Source organism: Microcoleus sp. T3_A4, from assembly GCF_036700465.1.
In the GTDB taxonomy this organism is placed as follows: Bacteria; Cyanobacteriota; Cyanobacteriia; order Cyanobacteriales; family Microcoleaceae; genus Microcoleus.
In genome coordinates this window covers 90,736-113,499 of record NZ_JAUBOY010000004.1, presented here as the reverse complement: position 1 = coordinate 113,499, position 22,764 = coordinate 90,736, and the positions used below count along the sequence as shown (strand labels likewise).

17 protein-coding genes are annotated in these 22,764 nt (G+C 46.9%); 6 read left to right on the top strand and 11 right to left on the bottom strand.

Translation table 11 applies throughout. The annotated features are described in order from the left end of the window. Positions 1-72: 72 nt before the first annotated feature. From smpB to QUA07_RS03465, 3 genes are all read left to right on the top strand, one after another. Positions 73-540 (top strand): SsrA-binding protein SmpB, encoded by a 468-nt coding sequence (smpB, locus tag QUA07_RS03475; RefSeq protein WP_006631384.1) that lies wholly within the window; start codon positions 73-75, stop codon positions 538-540. A gap of 820 nt (positions 541-1,360) precedes the next feature. Further along, entirely contained in the window at positions 1,361-2,086 is a 726-nt protein-coding gene (locus QUA07_RS03470; RefSeq protein WP_333322721.1) for a tetratricopeptide repeat protein, read from the top strand. Beyond that, positions 2,083-2,310 carry an Osc7112_2153 family protein gene (locus QUA07_RS03465; protein WP_333081774.1) on the top strand — a complete coding sequence of 76 codons (228 nt, stop codon included), beginning with the start codon at positions 2,083-2,085 and terminating at the stop codon, positions 2,308-2,310. Before QUA07_RS03470 ends, QUA07_RS03465 begins: the two co-directional genes overlap by 4 nt. A gap of 143 nt (positions 2,311-2,453) precedes the next feature. Here the strand turns inward: QUA07_RS03465 and QUA07_RS03460 are convergent, their stop codons facing one another. After that, positions 2,454-2,600 carry a hypothetical protein gene (locus QUA07_RS03460; protein ID WP_333322720.1) on the bottom strand — a complete coding sequence of 49 codons (147 nt, stop codon included), beginning with the start codon at positions 2,598-2,600 and terminating at the stop codon, positions 2,454-2,456. A gap of 737 nt (positions 2,601-3,337) precedes the next feature. Between QUA07_RS03460 and QUA07_RS03455 the strand changes: the two genes are divergently transcribed. Next, positions 3,338-4,081: a hypothetical protein gene (locus QUA07_RS03455; protein ID WP_333322719.1), complete on the top strand. Its 744-nt coding sequence runs from the start codon at positions 3,338-3,340 to the stop codon at positions 4,079-4,081. A gap of 205 nt (positions 4,082-4,286) precedes the next feature. Continuing rightward, positions 4,287-9,935: an AAA family ATPase gene (locus QUA07_RS03450; protein ID WP_333322718.1), complete on the top strand. Its 5,649-nt coding sequence runs from the start codon at positions 4,287-4,289 to the stop codon at positions 9,933-9,935. A gap of 286 nt (positions 9,936-10,221) precedes the next feature. On the opposite strand, the gene QUA07_RS03445 is transcribed toward QUA07_RS03450, so the two are convergent. The 8 genes from QUA07_RS03445 to QUA07_RS03410 form a co-directional block, all read right to left on the bottom strand. Then, positions 10,222-11,682, bottom strand: a complete 1,461-nt coding sequence (locus tag QUA07_RS03445) for an IctB family putative bicarbonate transporter (protein ID WP_333322717.1) — start codon at positions 11,680-11,682, stop codon at positions 10,222-10,224. A 284-nt stretch (positions 11,683-11,966) separates the two neighbouring features. After that, entirely contained in the window at positions 11,967-12,854 is an 888-nt protein-coding gene (locus tag QUA07_RS03440) for a histidine kinase dimerization/phospho-acceptor domain-containing protein (RefSeq protein WP_333322716.1), read from the bottom strand. Positions 12,855-13,010: 156 nt separating this feature from the next. Continuing rightward, positions 13,011-14,453, bottom strand: coding sequence for a 1-acyl-sn-glycerol-3-phosphate acyltransferase (locus tag QUA07_RS03435; protein WP_333322715.1), 1,443 nt, complete (start codon positions 14,451-14,453; stop codon positions 13,011-13,013). Between the two features lie 446 nt (positions 14,454-14,899). Next, positions 14,900-16,906 (bottom strand): ribonuclease R family protein, encoded by a 2,007-nt coding sequence (locus QUA07_RS03430; RefSeq protein ID WP_333322714.1) that lies wholly within the window; start codon positions 16,904-16,906, stop codon positions 14,900-14,902. 313 nt (positions 16,907-17,219) lie between these two features. After that, on the bottom strand, positions 17,220-17,435 hold the full coding sequence (gene rpsR, locus QUA07_RS03425) for a 30S ribosomal protein S18 (RefSeq protein WP_006631377.1): 216 nt from the start codon (positions 17,433-17,435) through the stop codon (positions 17,220-17,222). A 168-nt stretch (positions 17,436-17,603) separates the two neighbouring features. Next, positions 17,604-17,792 (bottom strand): 50S ribosomal protein L33, encoded by a 189-nt coding sequence (gene rpmG / locus QUA07_RS03420; protein WP_006631376.1) that lies wholly within the window; start codon positions 17,790-17,792, stop codon positions 17,604-17,606. Between the two features lie 38 nt (positions 17,793-17,830). Then, positions 17,831-18,364, bottom strand: coding sequence for an RDD family protein (locus QUA07_RS03415; protein ID WP_333081785.1), 534 nt, complete (start codon positions 18,362-18,364; stop codon positions 17,831-17,833). Positions 18,365-18,477: 113 nt separating this feature from the next. Then, positions 18,478-18,720 carry a DUF7219 family protein gene (locus QUA07_RS03410; protein WP_190658612.1) on the bottom strand — a complete coding sequence of 81 codons (243 nt, stop codon included), beginning with the start codon at positions 18,718-18,720 and terminating at the stop codon, positions 18,478-18,480. 361 nt (positions 18,721-19,081) lie between these two features. On the opposite strand from QUA07_RS03410, the gene QUA07_RS03405 reads away from it, so the two are divergent. Further along, the gene (locus QUA07_RS03405) at positions 19,082-19,936 is read left to right on the top strand and encodes an SGNH/GDSL hydrolase family protein (protein ID WP_333322713.1); all 855 of its coding nucleotides are present in this window, start codon (positions 19,082-19,084) and stop codon (positions 19,934-19,936) included. 116 nt (positions 19,937-20,052) lie between these two features. Here the strand turns inward: QUA07_RS03405 and QUA07_RS03400 are convergent, their stop codons facing one another. Continuing rightward, on the bottom strand, positions 20,053-20,952 hold the full coding sequence (locus QUA07_RS03400) for a DUF4436 family protein (RefSeq protein ID WP_333322712.1): 900 nt from the start codon (positions 20,950-20,952) through the stop codon (positions 20,053-20,055). A 231-nt stretch (positions 20,953-21,183) separates the two neighbouring features. Next, positions 21,184-22,680: a carotenoid oxygenase family protein gene (locus tag QUA07_RS03395; RefSeq protein WP_333322711.1), complete on the bottom strand. Its 1,497-nt coding sequence runs from the start codon at positions 22,678-22,680 to the stop codon at positions 21,184-21,186. Positions 22,681-22,764: the final 84 nt, after the last annotated feature.

Below are 22,764 nucleotides of genomic sequence, written 5' to 3'. Positions count from 1 at the left end.
AAGTTTTGTCAAGCTTCGATTTTCTCTACAGAGAAGCTAGCGTTATAATAATTAATTTTAGCGGAGGTAAAAATGAGCGAAAAAAGCCCAGGATACAAAATTGTTAGCGATAACCGACAAGCGCGCCATCTCTATGAAATTATAGAGACATACCAAGTGGGAATCGAATTGAAGGGAACCGAAGTCAAATCAATTCGGGAAGGAAAAGCCAATTTGCGGGACGGATATGGTTTAGTTCGGAACGGGGAACTGTGGCTAATCAACGTTCACATTTCGCCTTGGAGAAGTGCTAGTAACTATTTTAATCACGAACCCCGCCGCACCCGTAAATTGCTGATGCACAAGCAGGAAATTCGCAAATTAATCGGCAAAGTGGAAGAAAAAGGCTTGACTTTAGTGCCGTTGAAAATGTATTTGAAAGGCGGCTGGGTAAAACTTGATATCGGTTTGGGTAAAGGGAAAAAACTGTACGACAAGCGCGAAGATTTGAAGAAACGCGAAGACAAGCGGGATATGGAAAGAGCGATGAAGCAATTTTAGTCATTAGTCATTAGTCATTAGTCATTAGTCATTAGTCATTAGTCATTAGACATCTCCGAAAAATCAACTCAAACCTTTGATACTCGAAGGTGGAAATTTAATTTATGGAGATGTTTATTAAGCTGTTCTGCATTTAAATTGTATCTCAAAAAAAAATCAATTCTTGTGGGGTGGGCGTCCCGCCCGCCCTGAATATACAATTTAAATGGGCGACAGCTTAGTCAGGAGTCATTAGTGGTTCATGATTGGTGATTGCTGATTAATGATTGGCTATTTTAAATCGATTTCGGTTCATTACTCATCATAATATTTTTCAAAATCCTCAAGGGAGGATTTTGAGGACTTCCACCGTCACTACAAACTTAATTAGAGTTATTTCACCGGAGTCCGTCTTACAGCAGATTCCAGGTTGATGAACTAAACCCCAGCTCGTTCCATCCCCGTAGGGAAACGGCCCAGGGTAAGTCCCTACACTTCATAAACCTGGAATACGCTGTATCTCCTCATACAGTCGCATACTGTCGATCGACTGACCGCCGACTAAGTATTATTACTTAAGCGAGGGGAAGAGTTCTACCTTCTTCCTGCTTCCCGCTTCTTTTTCCTGAAAATATCCGGATGGCTTGTGGAGTCTCATGAATGATTAACCTATGCTCGAATACCTCTGGCTAGTGGGAGCATTACCCAAGCATTCGGCTGTGGACTGACAAACTCTTATGAGAAATAGGCTCAAACCTGAGTCATTTCTTAAGATTATGATGCCATTAGGGTGGCAATTAAATCTGGTAAACAAAATATCGCCCAACTCTCAAGTTAAAAAATGCTAAAAATGACACCATTAGCTAACATTTTCAATGCTATGAAAGAGCCAGCGAAAAAGCATCAAAACTCCAAGTGGGGAGCCTTCTTGCTGATGCTAGCAGTAGGCTTTGGCGGCTGGCAAATTGGGTTGCCGGAACTGGCATCTTTTTTTAATAATAGGGCTTTTGAAAACTACAAAGCCAATCGATTCGCTGATACTCAACAAGCATATGAGTTAGCGCTCTGGGTAGATCCAAAAAGCCGAACAGCTCTTTACAATTTAGGATGGCTTTGCGAAGAGGTGCAAGATTTACAATGCGCCAGAGCAAAATATCTGCAAGCTGCCAAACTCGGTCTGCCTGCTGCTTACAGCAACCTGGCTAGGTTATATATAGTTGATCAAAAAAACTATCCGGCTGCGGTTCACTTCCTGTGGCAAGGTTTGAAATTAGCTGAGGACGATCGAGTAAAATATTCTTTACTCAAAAACTTGGGATGGGCACGCCTGGAACAGGGTCGATATTCAGAGGCATTGCAGCATCTGGATGAAGCGATTAAACTTGATAGTGAAGGACCAGCAACTTACTGCTTAAAAGCGCAAGTCCTAGAAAAGATGAAAAATACTAAGGAAGCGCTACCGCAGTGGAAAATTTGTCTAAAGTATGCGGATTCTCAAGAATTCGATGAGGATATATGGATAGGGATGGCACGTCAACGATTAAACGAGGAAAAAAGAAATAAATGAAACGCACAGTTTTGCTTTCATCAACCCTACTGGCAATTATAACGGTCCTGGAGCTAAGTCAAGCCTCAAAAGCAGTGCCAACTCCTGCGACTGTTAAACCTGCCCTTAATCAATCAGTGGAAATGCTGTTCAGCTCGAATCCGTCGATGCGACAGTGCAGAGATAGAAATGGTGGAAAATATGCGTGTCCGAGATTCATCATGACTCCGGAGAGCGAAGAATAAGAGTTATTTTCAATAAATTTTGTAGAGTGTACCATCACCACTTTACACAAACAGGTATGTAGTATGTAGTAGTAGTATGCAGGGTGCGCACTGCGCACCTTACTATCGATCATTGCTGTGTCCTTACAGCCACGATGTAGCGATCACTTCGATATCCGCTGCTGATTTGTCCAATTTACTCGTCCCACCTTCTGAGCCGCTTTTTTCGCTGCTTCGCCGGAAATAATATCATCGGCTTCAACTTGCTTCAAACCTCGGTCAACTTTGTCAAGGAAGTAAACCCTATTCATAACTTCCTCAAAAGTAATCTCTGGTGGGATTTCCTCTACGACCTTTAAGACTCTATATTTTACTGTAAGTAGTTGGACAGAATTAATTACACAAAATAGAATCGGAAATTCTCTTCCTGTGAGCCTTGCAAAATTATATCTGTGTAAATATTTCTGTCCATGTACTTAATATCTGACATGACCCAGACTTTTTTGTTGAGTCTGCTCTAGGATAACAGTCTCTGTCCTCCTATCACAGTAGTCCGTGTCAGTATATCTACATAATCGTAGATTTACTTAGTTAGGCTAACAAATTTAGACAGGACGAAACCTAGACTGAAACTGGATTATATAAATTTGAGATTCAAATTTTACCGATAACCTCTAATTTTCAAAGTGCTTCAGATAGATAAAAAGCAATCAGTAGCCTCCGTCTAATTACTGAATAATGGGAAATACTTAGTATTAAATGAGCAGTTTGAACAGTTGGCTAAACAGTAGTTTTCCCGATAGCTCTAACAAAAATTTTAAGTTACAATTGCTTGAAGCGATGAAAGTGCCTTCACTCATTTTTAGAAACTCCAAGTTGTGACTGCATCAGTCTGATTTTATTTGACTGATTGCCCTTAATGTGAGGAGATTTTAAAGAATTTCCTGTTACGAATAAGCCGCTACTTCAAATTCCTTGGAAGAGGGGGAATTTGGGTATAGCTAAATTCAACTCCTAAATAGTTGCCCATTACTTGAGGAAAATTGAGATGAAAACACTTCTAGATATAATAGAGAAAAAGAATCAGGAGTTTGCTCAGTTGCCGTTTTTCGAGTATATGAAAGATGAAAGTGTGGAGCCTCGCCAAAAACTGGCATTTGCGCCAGTGATTACCCCACTGGCGCTGGAGTTCAGCGAGTTGTGCAAGCGGGTTTTGCGACAGGAACCCACGACAAACAAGATTCAAGAAATCGTGAATCGGCACACTTATGAAGAACATTTTCACTGGCAATGGTTGCTGGAAGATATGGAGAAGATGGGCATGAATTATTCCATGCCTTTCAGCGACGTTGTGCGATTCATTTGGAGTGAGCACACCAAGGTATCTCGCTCCATGCTTCCTCTGTTTGAACGCTACACCTACCAAGCCGATCCGATCATGAAGCTGGTGGCGATCGAGGTTTCTGAAGTCACAGCCAATGTTTTTTTCCGGGCAACCAATCCGGTGGCAATGCAACTGCAAGCCATGACAGGGGATGAATTACGCTATTTTGGTATGTGCCACAATCACATTGAAAATACCCATACGCTCCATACTCCAGCCTCTTTGCAAGCCATCAGAGAAATTGAAGTGCCAGAGGAGATTCGCCAACAAGCGATGGAGTTTATTGATGTCGCCTTTGACTATTTTGCAGAACTGGTCAATGAATTTTTGGTTTACATCAAAACTCATTCCTACGAAAATCCGTTTGGCAAGGCGGCTCTTTCAGAGCCAGTGTTGAGCGCCGTCTAATTTATTGCCATTGGTCAGTTGTTGTAGCGATGGTAGAACGGATAACGCTGCTGTTCTACCATCGTTTTTCAGTAGTATTACTTTTATACTTACAAATGGCTTGTGCTCTATCTATTCCATCGGTTTATGCTGAAAAAAATATGAGTGTAGTGTGAAAGTAACCTTGAGAGTGGATAGAATGAATCCATTGTCTTGAATAGGGTTTATGCTAAAGAGCTTGATTGGAATTCCAGGATATCGAATTCATGAAATGATTTACACCAGTTCCAGAACGGTGGTTTACCGGGGCTGGCGAGAGTGGGATCAAACCCCCGTTGTGATCAAACTTCTAAAAACGGCTTATCCCAGCCTGGTTGAATTAGCACAATTCAAGAACCAATATGCGATCGCCCAAAGTTTGAACATGGCTGATGTTGTCCGTTTCTATAGTCTGGAAACCTACCAAAATCAGCTTGCTCTAATTATGGAGGACTTCGGAGGAATTTCACTCAAGGAGTATGCAGCGCTTTGGGGCCAGCAGTCTGAAGTGAACACCTCACTTGATAAGGCTCCTCGCTACGAGCCACTGTTTCTCACCGAATTTTTGCAGATTGCGATCGCCCTTGCCCAATCGCTCCACAATCTCTACCGTCATCGCATTATTCATAAAGATATCAAGCCTGCCAATATTTTAATTCATCCCACCACCAAGCAGATTAAGCTGATTGACTTTAGCATCGCTTCCCTGCTGCCCAGAGAAACGCAACTTTTGACCAGTCCTTCAGTGCTGGAGGGGACGCTGGAGTATTTATCCCCCGAACAAACCGGGCGGATGAACCGGGGCATTGACTACCGCACCGATTTCTATTCGCTAGGCATCACCTTCTACGAATTGCTCACTGGCCAGTTACCGTTTCAATCGGACGATGCGCTCGAACTGATACATTGCCACATCGCCAAACAAGCCCCCGCCGTCCATAACCTGAATCCTGCCGTGCCCCAGCTCCTCTCGGAGGTGGTGAGCAAACTGATGGCGAAGAATGCCGAAGATCGCTATCAGACCGCCTGGGGACTGAAGCACGACCTGGAAACCTGTTTGCATCAATGGAACGCAACGGCCATCATTGTGCCGTTTAAGCTGGGATACCGGGATACTTGCGATCGCTTCGTGATTCCTGAAAAGCTCTATGGTCGGGAAGCGGAAGTGACCATGCTGCTGGCAGCCTTTGAGCGGGTGCAGCAGGGTGCCACCGAACTGATGCTGGTGGCGGGCTTTTCCGGCGTGGGTAAAACGGCCGTCGTCCACGAAGTGCACAAGCTGATCGTGCGCCAATACGGGTACTTCATCAAAGGCAAGTTCGATCAATTCCAACGCAATATCCCCTTCTCGGCGTTGGTGCAGGCGTTCCGCGACTTGATGGGGCAACTGCTGACCGAGAGCGATGCCCAGATCGATCTATGGAAGACCAAGATTCTGGCGGCACTGGGGGAGAATAGCCAGGTGATCATCGAAGTAATTCCAGAACTCCAACGAATCATTGGTGAGCAGTCTCCTGCGTCGGAACTGTCCGGCAGTGCAGCCCAAAATCGCTTTCATCTGTTGTTCCAAAAGTTCATCCAGGTTTTCACCACGCAAGAGCATCCCCTGGTGGTTTTTCTGGATGACCTGCAATGGGCAGACTCCGCCTCGCTCAAGCTGATGCAACTGCTGATGAGCGAAGCAAAAAGCCACTATTTGCTGCTGGTGGGTGCGTATCGGGATAACGAAGTTTCGTCCGCGCATCCGTTAATGCAGATGATCGAAGAACTGCAGCAGGCATCGGTCACGGTCAATAAAATTGCTCTAGCTCCCTTGACCCCCATCCACCTGAATTACTTGATTTCCGATACTCTAAATGCCTCACCAGAGCAAGCAATGGCCTTGACAAAGTTGGTGCATCAAAAGACCCAGGGGAATCCTTTTTTCAGCAATCAATTTATTAAATCGCTTTATGACGATGGACTGATTATATTTGATGCCTCGGTGGGCGGTTGGCATTATGACATCGCCCCAATCCGCGCTATGAGCCTGATTGAGGATGTGGTGGAATTTGTGGCCAAGCAATTGCAGAAGTTGTCGCTGGAAACCCAAAATGTCTTGAAACTGGCGGCTTGTATTGGCAACCAGTTTGACCTGGAAACGTTGGCGATCGTGTATGAGCAATCTCCCACAGAGACGGCTGCTGCTTTGTGGCAAGCCCTCAAAGAAGGAGTGATTTTGCCTTTGGGCGGCGAGGGATACAAATTATTCCCGGCCGATGGTTGGACACTTGTGACAGAAAATGCACCCATCCCTAGCGCTCAGGAAAAACCGATCGTCTCCTACCACTTTCTTCACGATCGCGTCCAACAAGCAGCCTACTCGTTGATTCCAGACGATGACAAACAGGCGACTCATATCAAAATCGGGCAACGGCTGTTGAACAATGTGCCAGAAGCCGAGCGAGAAGCCAACGTTTTTGAGATTGTGAATCACCTGAATATCGGTATCGAGTTGATTCGATCGCAGGACGAGCGGGAGCAACTCGCTCAACTCAACCTGATCGCAGGACGAAAAGCTCTCGCTTCCACCGCGCACAAAGCTGCTATGGAGTATTTGACCGGGGGAATCCGCTTGCTGCGATCGGACTGCTGGCATCGTCAGTATGTGTTAACCCTGTCTCTGCATGAGTCAGCGGCTGAAGCGGCTTATCTCTGCGGAGCCTATGAGCAGATGGAGGAACTGGGTGAGGCCGTGATGCAGCAAGCCAAGACTTTGCTCGATCGCGTGGGCATTTACGACATCAAAATTCAGGCCTATACAGCCCAAAATAATGTGCTGGCTGCGATCGCGATCGCTCGGCAAGCAATGGCACAGTTCGGCCTGGTTTTTCCTCTTGAACCCACCCCGGCTGACATTCAGGCAGCCCTCCAAGAAACGGCTGTTCTGCTGGGCGGGCGTAATCCAGAAGAACTGGTCGATTTGCCGATGATGACGGCGGCAGACAAACTGGCGGTTGTTCAAATTGTGGCCAGTGTGGCTCCCGCTGTTTATATTGCCGCCCCGAATCTGTTTCCGTTGCTCATTTTGTCGCAGGTGAAAGCCTCGATTCAGTATGGTAATGCGCCCTTTTCTGCGTTCTGCTATGCCTGCTACGGGATTCTTCTAAACGGGATTTTGCAAGACGTTGAAGTGGCCGATCGGGTGGGAAAATTGGCGTTAGGGTTGAATGCCAAGTTGAATATCAACGTCATCAAGCCCACGGTTTTATATGTCGTGGGTGCTTTCCTCATCTATCTGAAATCTCATCTCCAGAATGCTGTGCAGTTGATGTTGGAAGGCTATAAAATTGCGCTCGACACGGGAAATATCTACTACGTCGGCTTCAATACGAAAGATATTTGTCAGTATTCCTATTTCCTGGGGCGAGAACTGCCTCGGCTAGAGGAAGATATGCAGGCTTATAGTCTTGTCCTGAAGAATTTCCAACTAACTACCACCCTCAACTACTGCCGGATCTATCATCAAGCGGTTCTTAACTTACTAGGTAAGGCCCAGAATGCTTGTGTTCTGACTGGTCAAGCATTGAACGAGGAAGAATTATTACCTCAGCTAATTGCTGCAAATGAATTTACAGGACTTCACTATTTCTACGTTCATAAACTAATTCTCTGCTATCTGTTTGGGGATCTGTCTTTGGCGATCGCAACTGCTACTCAAGCCAGACAGTATCTAGGAGGAGGTACCGGATACGCCACGATTCCGGTCTTTCAGTTTTATGATTCGCTCACTGCGCTGGCTGCCTATCCTACTGCTACACCGTTTGAACAGGCAGAATTGCTGCAACGAGTGACTGAGAACCAGCAACAAATGCAAACCTGGGCCAGTCATGCGCCCATGAATTATCTGCATAAATTTGAGTTGGTGGCAGCGGAACAGTGTCGGGTGTTGGGTCAAACGGCGGTCGCGCTCGATCACTACGATCGCGCGATCGCGGCGGCCAAAGCCAACGAATACACGCAAGAAGAAGCCCTTGCCAACGAACTTGCAGCTCGATTCTATCTAGACTGGGGCAAAGAAGCGATCGCTCAGGTTTACCTGACGAATGCCTATTATGCCTATGGACGCTGGGGCGCGAAGGCAAAGCTAGATGACCTGGAACACCGCTATCCCCAACTCTTGGCTCCGATGGTGCAGGGCGAGGACGCAAGCTCTCCCATCCGGGCCGTTCGCTCCACCACCACCGGGGCGGGACGTAGTAGCAGTTCCAGCATTTCCGAAGCTCTAGATTTGGCAACGGTGATCAAAGCATCTCATGCGCTGGCCGGAGAAATTGAGTTGGAGAAGCTACTGGCAACGTTGATGCAGGTAGTGGTTGAAAATGCCGGAGCCGAAAAATGTGTACTGCTGCTGCGACATGAGGAAAATTGGGTGATTGCGGCCCAAACCGCGACCAATATTGAGATCGAAACTCCGTTAGAAGTGGGGACCCAGCGCTCCCAATTCGGTGAAAATTCGGCGTTTGGCTTGCGCTCGCGACCCCTGCGATCGAGCCGCGACATTCCCCACTCCGTTGTCAACTATGTTTCCCGCACTGCCGAGCCTTTAGTGCTGGATGATGCCCGACTGGAAACGACCTTTGCCACCGATCCCTACATGATTCAACAACAGCCCAAAAGCTTGCTGTGTATGCCAATCTGTAATCGTGGCAACCTGATTGGCATGGTGTATCTGGAAAATAATTTGACCATCGCCGCTTTCACCCGCAGCCGTATGGAAGTTCTGCGGTTGCTCACGGCGCAGGCAGCGATCTCGCTACAAAATGCAATGCTATACAACAAGCTTGCCCTGGCAAAAGCGCAACTGGAGCAAGCAAACCACACGCTGGAAGAGCGAGTGGAGCAGCGAACTCAGGAATTGCACGAGAAAAATCAACATCTCTCTGCCACCCTAGAGCAACTGCAACGCACGCAAACCCAATTAATTCAAACTGAGAAAATGTCAGGGTTGGGGCAACTGGTGGCTGGAGTGGCCCATGAAATCAACAATCCAGTGAACTTCATCTACGGCAATCTGATCCACACTGCTGAGTATACGGGGCATTTACTGGACTTAGTGGAGCTTTATCAACAGACCTATCCAGCGACCAACCGCCAAATTGAGGAGAAGATTACAGAAATCGACTTAGAGTTCCTGATTGAAGACTTGCCCAAGATACTGAGTTCAATGAAAGTAGGGGCCGATCGCATTCGTCAAATTGTCCTATCCCTGCGAAACTTCTCGCGACTGGATGAAGCAGAAATGAAGCCTGTTGACATCCATGAGGGAATTGACAGCACACTCATGATTTTGCAAAATCGGCTGAAAGCAAAACCCGATTGTCCTGCCATTGAAGTTATCAAAGAATACGGCGATTTACCAACGGTAGAGTGCTATGCAGGTCAGTTGAACCAGGTATTTATGAATATTCTGGCAAACGCGCTTGATGCTTTAGATAACTACAACGCTCAGCGTTCTGCAAAAGACGCACTCAATAATCCAAGTTGCATCACAATTCGGACTAAGTTATTTACTAACAATACTCAGCCTAGTCATTCTAAAAGAGTGGTGATTCAAATTCAAGACAACGGTTCGGGGATGACGCAACAGGTTAGACAACAGTTGTTTGACCCCTTCTTCACCACAAAACCTATTGGTAAAGGGACTGGATTAGGACTGTCAATTAGCTATCAAATTGTAGTTGCTAAACATGGTGGCTCCCTCCAATGCTTTTCTGAACCCGGTCAAGGGGCTGAATTCTGGATTGAAATTCCTGTTAGCCAAAGCAGTAGTGACTGTACTGCCGTGGCTAACTGAGTATTCGTAGGGCTTGGAGGAGCGGTATTTGAGAAATAATATCATTTCCGGTTACACTCCTTATGATGTTGACGGTTGACGGTTGACTGTTCACTGTCCACTGTCAACCGTCAACCGTCAACAGCGAACTTGAATTTACTATTCCGATGCTAACGGATTGGATATAAGGGGTGGAATCCTTGCTGGACAATGGTTTCAATTGCTGCGAAAGCGGATGATGTTAGGAGCAACACCCTCTTGCTCGCATCCGCACCGGGCGGGGAGAAAGCCCCGCCAGCAATTCTATCTACTCGCCCTCTGTCAAAGCTGAATCTTCCTTATGGTGCGAGTTGCTGTAAAAACTAGCAATAATCGCCACCATCAACCACCACAGCATATTAACTTCCGGCCGGTACCAAACTGTATCGACAAAACCGTGGGCCATCATGCCGGCTAAAGTTGCGATCGCCCCAATCAACCAAAACCCCTGATTCGATTTGAGATTTGGGATTTGAGATTTGGGATTTCGGGATTCTTCCTGTAAATTAGAGATGTTAAATTGTGCATCCCGCAGATTTTTGATCTGCAACAAACCTTGATTGACGGTGACAGTCATCAGCCAAAGGAAACACATTAAACCGATAAAACCGGTTTCCACCGCAATTTCCAGCAGCACGGAATAAGCGCTCAAAGCAGTGAATCTCGGCTTCATATAAAGCGGATAAACTTTATTAAAAGCAGTGTTTCCCGGCCCAATTCCGAGAATTGGCCGATCGCGAATCATGTCAATCACCGCCGTCCAAACATTAATCCGAAAATTGTTGCTGCTGTCACCTCGGCCGATAAACATACTCGAAACTCGATCGCGCAGAGGCTCCACTAAAGCCACTCCCAAAATTAAGGCCCCAGCCAAACCTCCTAACCCTAACGGCAGCGCCCAAGTTCGCCAGAACCGAGGCATCAAAGGGCTGTACCAGTACCACAGCAGCACTAAAAATACCACCAGTAGAGCCACAAAACCGATCCAAGCACCCCGGCTGTCCGTGTAGCGCAAACACGCGCAATTCACTATCAGCATCGTCAGCGCTAAAATTTTTGTTCCCCATCCTTTCCACACAAAAAGTGCGGCGGCGCTCAATGCAATAGCTGGCAGTAAATAGGAACCCAGCAAGTTAGGATTTCCCAGAAAGCTGTAAACTCGCGTGACATTGGCTTGAGTAGAAGTCGGATCGTTCCAAGTAGCTAATGGCGGCACTTTGTCAATCCACTGCCGCACGCCGTAGAAACTGACAACTAGAGAGACGTTCAAAAATACGGCAATTAACCACGATCGCCAACGGGGCGATCGCAATATCCGAGCCATCAGCGCAAAAAACAGCAAATACAGCGTTAGCTTGCTCCAACCAGTAGCAGCGGCGACTTTCACCGGCGACATGGCGGTTGCGACGGTGGCAATGCCCCAGTACAGCAGTACCAGCAAGTGAATCGGCGTGAAGGGGATCTCGCGATCGTCCGAAACAGTTAGCAGCACCCAAAATGCAGCGCTAGCCGCCATCAACACCCCCACCAAGGCATTGTTTACAAACGGCGCAAAACCGAAAGTCAAGGCCAGCAAAACAAAACCCAAGGGTTCTGCCCACTGCATCAGCCAGCTACTTTGTCGCCAACTGCGTAAAGAGCCGATCGCCAAATTGAATAAATAACTTCTACTTTGCCACTGAGAGAGTGGCAAATTTGCCAGAGTTAACTGTTGCCAAACTGAATTCATTTTTAGATTGATTATTGGGAATTGGGAATGGGGAATTGAGTCTAAAAGCATGGACAATTGGTAGTAACTCCAATCTTGCGCCATTCTTCCTGAAGGCTTTTCTGGTCGGCTCCACAAAGAATAAATTTCTTGTGGGTGGGGCACGCGAGCCCGCGCCTAAAAGGCTTATTGAGAATGGTGCAACATCTCAGTATTAATTAACAAATGACTTGTTTCTTCTTCCTTCTTCTTTCCATCCGTTACATCCGTTAGAAAATCCGTTGCCGAACTTCCTTCTTCCTTCTTTAGCCTTCCAACAATTCCGTAGCATTTGTGCAGGGCAGCCAGAGCACGTAGCGATATCCAGATTCCGGGGTTCCTTGAATCGAGAGTTGACCGCCTTGAATTTCCACCAATTGGCAGCAAAGCAGCAACCCCAAGCGTTCCCGCGCCCCGTAACCAGCTAAAACAGGTGCGCTATCCTCTGCATTCTGTGCCACCAAAGCCGCCAACTCAGAAAACGCCAGCGCTAAGCGCTGCGAACCCTGTGTCGGGAATTGCGGTTCGAGTCCGAGGGAGTCGGTTTCGGAGTTCGATGGCGAACCGCTACCAGATCCGGCATTCAACAAGTAGTCGGTGTAGAGTTTAGCATGGGGCAAACTTTCCCCTAACCAAGGATGAAAAACCCAAACTCCGATGTTGATACCGTCTTCTTTCCGAGAAACGTGGACTCGAATCACGCTGCCTGCCCCAGCAGATTGAATAATGCTAAAAATTAAGTGGTGCAGCATTTGCTGAACCTTATCTTTATCTACCAACCAGATGCGCGACCCGGGCCCCATCGACAAATTAATTTCTTGCTCTCGTCTACTTGCCGCGGAGGACAGGATGGTCACAACCTGCTGGCACAAAGTTTCTATATCGACTGCGGTTCGCTTCAAGGTGAAAGCGGAATCATCTAGTTCTGCCAGTTCCAAAATTTCTTCAACTAGCGATCGCAAAGAGCGGCTGCTGTCTTGGATCACGTCAATATATTCTTTTTGCTTGCTCGTTAAGGGGCCATAAATTTCTTGTTTCAACACGCTTGCCATGCCGAGGACAGAAGTGAGTGGTGTGAGCAATTCCTGCGCTAAATTATTTAGCAGTTTTACCTTAATTGAGTTAGTAGACAAATCGATAGGTTTGTTAGTCATCGCTAATTTTTATTGGTTCATTGTCGAGCGAGGTTTTTCGGTTCATTAGACCTCTTCCAAAAGTCTATAACAATTTGTTTATAATTCACCAAAAAAAACGTAGTGAATAAACATATATATTCCTTCTTCCCTAAAAGCTCTTGTTTATCTGAGTAATTAAGATTTAATCATTGCTTCTAAAGCTGATTGCAAGTCTTGAGTGAGTTCGGCAACTGCTAACCTGCGGCTGGTTTGATATCGATCCCAACGATCGCTCACTGATATGGGTTCGCCCACGGTCATTTGTACTTGCTGTTTGCCCAACTTGGGGCGACCGAAAGGATTTCCCCCTTTGATGCGAGCCAGTACGTCCCACAGCAGTAAAGTTGTTTCTGCCAAACGTTCTGCTGTCAGTTGTTCTTCGACGTACCTGCCCGTGACGGACACGAAACTTTCTACAAGTCTCATGTGCCACATCCGAAGACTTGCTTCTTCAGCGAGGCGATCGGCTAATCCTCTTTCTAAGGGAGAAAGTGCTGCAATATCTTTGATATCTTCTCGATAAATATACTCCCAGCCTGCTTGTTCCAGACGGCGGCAGCGGTCTATTAAACTGCCTTTGGGCTTTAAGTTAAAATATTCTTCTGCTACTTGCAAACCCACGTCTAACAAAGCTTTCAGTCGAGCCATCATTACTTCATTGCCCGAATCATTTCCCGTTTTTTCTGGTAGCGATAATGATGTCAAAATAGATGTTTCAGGCAGTAAAGTTTTATGATAAAAACGGCTGTAAAATTCTTCCATTACTGCTAGCAAATGGCTGCCAAGTCGAATCAGGCGCAGATATTGGAATTTGTGATTGTGGTTTTCGGAATCGGAATTTGCAGTCTTTAAATTTTCGATGTCGGTGCGATCTAATGGTGGCAGTCCGCAATCAATTTCTAATTGAGTTAAAAGTTTTTCTAGGGGTTGCCAAGGTGGGTTGATATAGCGGTATTGAATGCCGATCGGCACAATTAAAACTTTTTCAGTGCGTCCGGCTTTCACCAAATCTTCCAGGCACCAGAAGCCCATTTGAGCAATTCCCGGTTCGAGGGGGCTAACTATTTCATTGTGACCGTTGGTAGCGCCTTCTGGGGCGGCGGCGATCGGGAATTGGCTGTTGGCAAATAAATTGCGGGCCGATCGCAATCCGACGCGATCGATTTTACCGCGAACAATCGGAGTGCCACCGAGTTGGGAATACAACCAGCCGACTCCCGCACCGGCCCACAGGGGAATGCCGCGATCGTAGATAAAGTGGGAATGTACGGGGAATTGCAAGGGAATGCCTTTGGCGCGCGCTGCCTGGGGAACGAGTTTCCAAATTAGTTGTCCCAAACAGTAGGGATCGTCTGAGTTGGGATGGCGGAAGGCTAGCAAGAAGCGAACTTTCTGATTTTGAAATTGGTGGAATAGTTCGGCGAGGGTTTCGACGTTTTCGGCTTGAACGTGGCTGATACTCGTCCGAAATCGCAGCCACCAGGGGAGTATTTGCTTACAACCTTGCATCACTAGCGGGTTGTAGGCTGGGGGTATAAATTCCAGCGGCGGCTGAACTTGGCTAATTGAATTGGGCATTTTGCGATTTTAAATTTTAGATTTTAGATTTTAGATTACTAGGCTGCGGTAAAATTTTCCAATTTTTATGATGCTGAAGTTTTTTTATTAACCGCAGAGGACACAGAGGACACGGAGGAAGAGAGGAGATAGCAAAGCGTGTCAATTTAACGTCAAAAGTATTACCCGTCTTGGATTGAATATCATGTCCAGTCGATCGACCCCAATATTTTGGTCGGGGCGGGTTTAGGGGATTTCTGGCTTATATTACAGATCGGGGGTGAACTAGCCTTGACCAGAATTAGGATTATTTTACAGGACTAGATATGAAACCATCATCTTTTTTACCCCCCTACCCTTGACAAGGGGGATGCGAGGGGGTCAGAAACTCGACTAAAAACGAGATTTATCCTCAGTTTCAGCCTTCACCACAGCTTTTTGCAATCTAAAATCTAAAATCTAAAATCCTATTGTGCGGCTTCAAATATCATTTCCTGGAAGTTAATGACATCCGATCGCGGATCGCAGTGTGTGACTTTGACTTCTAGTCGATCGCCTATTGCGACCGATCGACCAAATCGCATTGCCAATTCTAAACCCAAATCTTCCAATAAAATCAATCCGAGATTGCTGTCTTCCCTCAGCCAGCGCAGCATTAAAGCTTCCCAAACTTCATCGGGGTTGCGCCGCAAATATTCCAATCCCCAATAGCGGTTAGTTTGGCGTTCGACAGTGGATGCTTCTTTAACTGCGGTGCCGAGACACATCACAATATCCTGTATTTCTTCAGCGGAAAAAGGTAGTGGTTCGCCCCGCAGGTGGGCTTTGATTTGGAAGTGAGTCAGCAAGTCGGTATAGCGACGGATCGGGGAAGTAACTTGAGTGTATAATTCCAAACCCAAGCCGGCGTGGCGTCCGGGGGTGAGGCCCATTTCGCTGCGGGGCATACACCGGCGCACGGCGCAAGCGCGGGCGGGGCCTGCGGGCACGGCCAGCAGTTCTTCATCGGGAGGAAGTTCGGGCTGCGGCTGATAGCGGTAGGGTATGGGCAGGTTGTGAGCTTGACCGTAGCGGGCGGCTAGTTCGCCGGCTAAAATCATCATTTCGGCTACTAGCATCCGGGCTGTGGAGTCGTCGATGACGTGGATTTTGATGTCGTCGCCGTTGACTTTGATGACTGATTCGGGCATGAAAATGCTGATTGCGCCTTGGGCTTCCCGCCATTTTTGGCGCAGTTTTGCTGCAGAGGCGATCGCTGCTATTTCCGGTTCTGCTTCGATTCCCAACTCCAGCATTTCGTCTACGTCATCGTAGGTCAAGCGGTAGGTGGGTTTTATGGTGCTGATGTGGATGCTGTAATCTTGAGCCGCGCCGATTTCGTCTAAGGTGACGCTGAAGCTGAGCGCGCTGCACTCTTTGCCTTGAATTAAACTCATTGGCCCGGTTGCCAAAGCTGGGGGAAACATGGAGATCATTCCCGTGGGCAGGTAAACCGTAGTGGTGCGCTTTCTGGCTTCGAGGTCGAGTTCGTCTCCGGGGGAAAGCAAGCGGGTGGGATCGGCGATGTGTATCCAGATCCGCTGCTGGCCGTTTTCGAGGAATTCTAAGCTGAGGCCGTCGTCGATTTCGGTGGTGCTTTCGTCGTCGATCGTGTAAACCTTGAGGTGAGTTAAATCGAGACGATTTGTGTCGGAGTCTGTTGGGGGATTTTCTAGGCAGCGTTGGGCCACTTCTAATACCTTTGCGGAGAATTGTAGGGGAATTTGGCTGCGCCGCAAAAACAGGTTTTCGTGGGTACTCCAGAGGCCGAGCTCGACTAGGAGGCCAAATGCTGCTTCGGGGTTTTCGGATCGTTGTAAGCTGGCTAAAGTTTCTAAGGCTGGGGTGCGGTGCGTTGCTTCTTCTCCCAGGAGGGCAAAGCGTTCTAGGGCGTCGAGGCGAGTTCGATCGCTATTTTCCCAATCTACATTTTCCCCTGCCAGCCGCTGTTTGACTCGATCCCAAAATCCTTGGGATTCTTGGTGTCGCTGCTGTTCTACTTCTTGCTGGTGTTTGATTTCAGCTACTTGGGCGGCCGGTCGCGGTTCGTAGCGATCGCCCTTTTGTTTGAAATACAGTTTGTCTGTTGATAGCAAACAGTAGGCCGCGTAACACTGGGCCGCACTACTCTCCGAAAATAGCAGCATTGCCAGGGATTCGGGATCTGCTGTTTCTCCGTCACCGACTAAAAGTTCCCAAGCGACTTCTAAACTCGACGGATCTGAGTATGCTTCTACTTCTTTGAGAAATTTGGGAATATCGGAGGGTTTGTATGTTTCTCCGACTACTTCGTAGGTGATTTGTTTGGGCGGTATGCTGTGCGGTTGACCGTTTTCGTCTACCACGACCCAGTTTTTCTTGCCGTCGGGGCGATCGGCAACTGCCAGACGGCGGTCGCCGTGCACTCTAAATTCTACTAACGTTCCCTTCTCCACTTGCCAGCTTTATATTTGAGATTTTGGATTTTTACAGTAGCCACTTATCGAGTTTCGAGCTTGCGATTTTAGATTTTGGATATTGGCAATTTTTCTGGTCAATTGTGAAAGTTAAAATCTAAAAAGTTGTTTTTTCTTCTTGCTTTTTTTTTAACTTTTGACTTGTGATTAAGACTTGCGCTGCTGCGACTCTTAACCCTATTTCGCGATTTTTTCGCTGCATTCTTGCTGCACTATTAATGACAGAAAGACGTTTTTTTCGCGCAAGCCTTATTCCCAGTCCAAAATCTAAAACCCAAAATCCCAAATCCTGTTAACCTTCTTGGTTTACGAAGGGCATCAAAGCTACAATTCTTGCTCTTTTGATGCTTCTGGTCAGGTCTCGCTGCTGTTTTGCGGTCAAACCGGTAATCCGGCGGGGCAAAATTTTACCGCGTTCTGTGACGTATTTTTTGAGCAAATCTACATCTTTGTAGTCGATCGGGTCTCCTGGTTTGATGGGCGAAACGCGCCGGCGAAAGTAAGTCATGGTTTGTTGTTTGTTGACTGTTGTTTGTTGACTGTTGATTGTGAGTTTTTAGTTATTAGCCGTTAGTTGCTAGCCGTCAGGAAAGCATTGGTTAATTATCTGCTTTTCGCCGATCAATATCAATTGCCAACAACTGATGACTGATGACTAAGGACTAATGACTAATCGCTACTTGATCTCTTTGTGGGCAGTGTGGCTGTTGCAATGGGGGCAGAACTTTTTGAGTTCCAGCCGCGCCGTCGTGTTGCGACGGTTCTTGGTTGTGGTGTACCGAGACACGCCTTTTGAGCGTTTGCTTACGTTTGTACGGCACTCAGTACACTCTAGAGTAATTATGATGCGGACGCCTTTAGCCATAATTCTAAATAAATTTCGACTAATTTAAACACAATTTATTATCTTCTCACATTGCTCTGCACTTGGTCAAGCAATCTTCTAACTTTGATGTCGAGGGAGTAGCCACGGCGGGTTCCGACGACGATCGTCCCGCCGATGCGATCGTGGAAAGCTTGGGGAAATCTTTCGGCGGAGGTGAGGGCAACGCTACAGTCGATCGCCAGGGGCAGCATCAGCAGCAAGACGGCGGCGTTGGTAGATGTGAGTCCACCTATACCTGCGAAGGCTAAGGCGGCGCAAAAGCCCAGTAAGGCTTCGCGCTTGCAGAGTTCTTGCACTCCGGGAGTCCGGTGGAATCTGGTATCGGCAATTTTCATGTCCAAGGCCCAGCGCCCCAGACTTTGACCTTGGTTTTTCCTGACGATGGCTACGCGCATGATCAGCCACAGCAGGACAAAAAATATGGTTTGGACGATCGCATTATTGCCCAGAAGCAAACTGGGCAGCCAAACTGCGATTCCGTCGATGCAGAGGGCCGCGGCGCGGCGGCCGACGGATACTTTGGGAAGGAGGGGTACTAAATCGGAACTCATAGGCAAAAAGGTCGAGCGCCACTAGCTACTTTTTCATTTTTCATCTTAAGCTGTGGATTAATCGATCGGCATCAATGGCGCGTAACTCAACTTCCAAGCCAACCGCTAATTATTCAAGCTGAAAATGGATTTTCGCCAATTCCCAACTGCTTTTTCGACTTTTCCACCTGTTCCCACAGTGTTTGGATCTGAGTAAATGCCTGTTCCACAGAGATTTTACCGTTAGATGTCAAGGAACTGATGTAACCCACTCGCTGAGAAAACTCTTGTAAATTCGCATTAAATACCAAATTCTCTGGTTTTACCTCACCGTAATAGCGATTTTGAGGATATAAAAAATTTGAATTTGCTACCATTGCTTTAACCTCGCATGAAAAGTTGTTTCCTGAACTAATCAATAATATTATAAACTGCGAACACCTGCTCAAGTTGTGCCGTAAGTAGCAGAAATCATGTGACATTGGGCGAACTTTTTTGTGATGGGAATTACACGGACTGATCGGGGCAACAAAAACCTCAGTGATTTCACCTGTACAACTTACGCAGGCGGGGTCAACAACCAGGTTTCTGCCTTAAGGCTTATAACTTAGGATGTGGCGTCCAAACCAGGTTTTTGTTAGTCCATGACTGAGTTATTGAAATAAGTGACAAAAACCCCTGCAATGGATAATATTATTGCAGACATAAATAGTTAGAGTTTTAATAGGAATCTGCGTAATGTCTCCCAATGCGCTATCGCCCCGTCCCAAAACCCGGCTGAGGCAATTTTTAATTAGACTTGCCATTGCTGTAATTGCTGCTGTTATCGCCTTCAACCTCCCTCACTCCTTAATTCCAGTGTTTAAAGAATCCGCATCCCAAGCAACGCCGGCACCAGAAATCCAGAACTTGCTCACCGGCAAGCGCAAAATTGTGATAGTGGGCGACAGCATCACCGAGGCGGGGAAATACCCCGGAGGTTACGTTTGGCTGCTGGAACGCTATCTGAATGCCCTTTATCCCGATCGCAAAATCGCAATCATCAACGCCGGGATCGGCGGTAACAAATCGACTGATATGCAAGCGCGCTTCCAGAAAGATGCGATCGATCAAAAGCCAGGTTTAGTGATGATTAATGTCGGAGTCAACGACGTTTGGAACGCTTTCATAGACTTCCCAAACAATCAGTTTTATCCGGAAGGCAACTGGTCCGCGGGAGTGCAAGTGGCAGAATATCGGGAGAAAATAACTCAAATGGTGCTGGCCGCAAAAGCCGCAGGAATTCGAGTTGTACTGCTTTCTCCTACTCTGATAGGGGAAAGTATCGACGGCCCAGAAAATCGCAGGTTGCAACAGTATGTTGCCGCGATGCGAGAAATTGCGTTAGAGAATCAGTGCTTGTTTATTGATTTGAATACGCCTTTTCGGGAAGTTATCGGCACGTATCAAAAGCACGCGGGCAAGACTCTGAATTTGTTGGCTGCAGATGGAGTGCACCCCAATCAATCGGGATATCGAATTATGGCTTTTACTATCTTGCGCGGTTTGGGCGTACCCGCAAAGGATATTGAGAATTTGGAAGTCAAAAATTGAATCTTTGAATTTAGTTAACAGTTGACTTTTGGCTGTTAATTGAAAGTATCAAAGCTACAAGCCCCCTGATTTATATCGGGGGTAAATTATTCCAATATAAAATCTAAAATCTAAAATCATTCAATCGGCGGATGATACCGCTTTAACCAACAGCTACCGATAATCACCAACGCCACCACAACTATAATTTCCGTCCAAAAAAAGGAAAGGAAATCGCTGGCAGTTCCCACGGGAGGCACCCCCGGTTGAGCGTTGCGAATCGCGGGAAAAGCAAACAGCATGACAGCAGTCCAACTCAACATTCCCACTTCCGGCAACTTGCCTGATTTCATCACTTTCAATGCTAGCAAAAGCGCCATAATTGACAGCACCCACATGATCACAATTATCACTAACGCAAAGAATTTCACCGGCAGTGATCGAGTTGCAGAAACATCGATATAAATAAAGATAGATGAATTCTCTTCCATCGGCTTATAGCTGATGTCGAAACCGGGAACATCGGCATTAAACTTAAATTCCAGCGGCACGGGATTCAGTTCAAAGGGAGCAAACTTTTTCCCAATCGAAGGCAGCGGGTCAATCGAAATAGCTACTTTAGCAATGTGCCTATCAAACGGGTAATTGTTAATTTTTCCTTTGACTAAGTTAAACTTCAATGCAGGGACAATCATCGGTTTACCTTCTTTAAAGGTAATTTCCGAATCCGGTACGTTTGCGCCGTTAACTGTCATTAACAAGTCTTGAGCTGGGTAAGTTGGCCCTTTTTTATAGATACCTTTTAGTTCAAACTGCAAGCGGGCTTCTAATTCGTTTTTAATGGGATCAACGGCTATTAATGTCATTTTGACCTCAACCAAGCCTTTGGACGCTACAGTGCTTTCTGGAGATAGATTATAAGGCTCTTGAGCGTTAGCATTGTGAGAGTAAATAGATAAGATGATTGCGAAAATTGCGAGGAAAGTGCCAATTAAAATAAGTATTTTTTTGAAATTAAATATGTTGATAGTTTGCATTTATTATGATATTTTACATCTTGAATAGTTGTTAGCACTCCCAGCAGTCCGCCAGGGGTTTAAACCCCTGGCTCATAGCTAAAGTCGGTTGAAACCGACTAAAGAAACTCGATCGATAATAAATCTTGGTTTTAGTCCTCTTTTAGAGGACTTTCGCTGTGAGCCGGGGGTTTAAACCCCCGGCGGGCTGTGGCGCTCATCGGCGCAAGAACCAGGCGAATCAACGGGCAACTACGAACCGATAGGAAGCAGTACATTTGGTGTGAAACTTCCGTGCAAACCGTAGGGAATGTGCTGTTTTAAATGCAAGCGCGCTACCGGGCCTTTGGTGATGTCGCGAGCATCTAAAATCACTAAGGTCGATCGATGATTAGCTGCATCATACATTAAAACCAGCAGCCAGCCGTCATCCTCCGCAACAGCATCGGGACGGGTAACAAACACCGGTTCCCCCGCAAAACCGCGTGGTGCCGCACTCCAAATGTGCCTTTCACCAGTCACGAAATCAATTTTGAGGATAGCTTGCAAAGGAGCATTTCCCGTGGGAGCATCAGCAGCACCGATATAAAGATATCGGTAAGGCTGTCCGACATTATTGGGATGCAGAGTCGGAAACTCGCAGCACCGAGTTTCAACAACTTGATGCTGCACGGTTTTGTCTTGCAAATTTAACTTAAACCGCCACAATTCGCCTGCGGGGACGCTCTCAAAATCAACCTCGCGAAAATCGCCGTCCGCTTCTACTGTGGGAAATGATTCGTAACAAACTGAGTCAACAAAAACTTCGTCTCCTTCTTCCCAGGCGTTGCAGTGGTGGAAGACAAAACAAGGTTCGGTTTCTAATATCTTTACCTCGTCAGTGCCGTTGCGGGGAATTAAAATTGCTTGCGTTGGCTTGTTTGGCGAAAATTGAATGCACTGGGATGCACTCCGAAATCCTAACACGAAAAGCAGCGGATTGAAGCTGACGGGATTTTGGAAGAATATGCAGTAATTCGGGGTAATTACCATGTCGTGCAGGAAGGCAAAACCCGGTATTGCGTGGGCGTGACGCTGCAAAAGTTTGCCGCTTTCGTCGAGTTCGTAAATCGTGATGGTACTCGACAAACCGGGCTTGACCGAAAAGTTTACTAATCTGTCTCCTTTGCCATTTTTCCCTTTTTCAATTCTGGGGTGGGCGGCGAAGGCTTCACCGGGTTGTAAAATGCCGTCTAGAGTGTCTAAGCCGAGTGTTTCTAGGGTGCGGGGGTCGAGTCTGTAGGGCTGTGCGGCTTCCCAAAGTGCTAGCAGTTTGTCGCCCCAATAAATGATGTTGGTGTTGGCAATGTTTTTGATTTTGACATCAAAGATGTTGGCTAGCCAGCCCCCTGGCTTCTGTGTGCCGAAAACGCCTCGGTGGAGGATTTTTCCGGCTTTTTGTTCGGCGATATAGCCTTCTGTGTGTATGAATCGGTTGCGGAAATGGGCGCGACCTTCGGATATTGCGATCGCACAAACCATCCCGTCACCGTCAAACGGGTGGTGGATGCGCTGGCCGTTGACATCCAATAATCCCGGCCCGTTGCGAAAGAATGTGCCTTGCAAGCCAGCGGGGATTTCGCCTTCTATGTCGTCAATCCAGTAGTCGGATTCGTTGGGTTGGGATTCGTAACCGCGCTGCCAGTCTGTGCGATCGTATGATACGTTTTGAGCTGCGGTTTGAGATGCGGAAAGTTGTAAGTCTTGCATTGGTGTTACGGGAGCGAATTTTTTAACCGCAGAGAACACAGAGGGCGCAGAGAGAAGGAAAATCGGAGAATTTGGAAACACAGT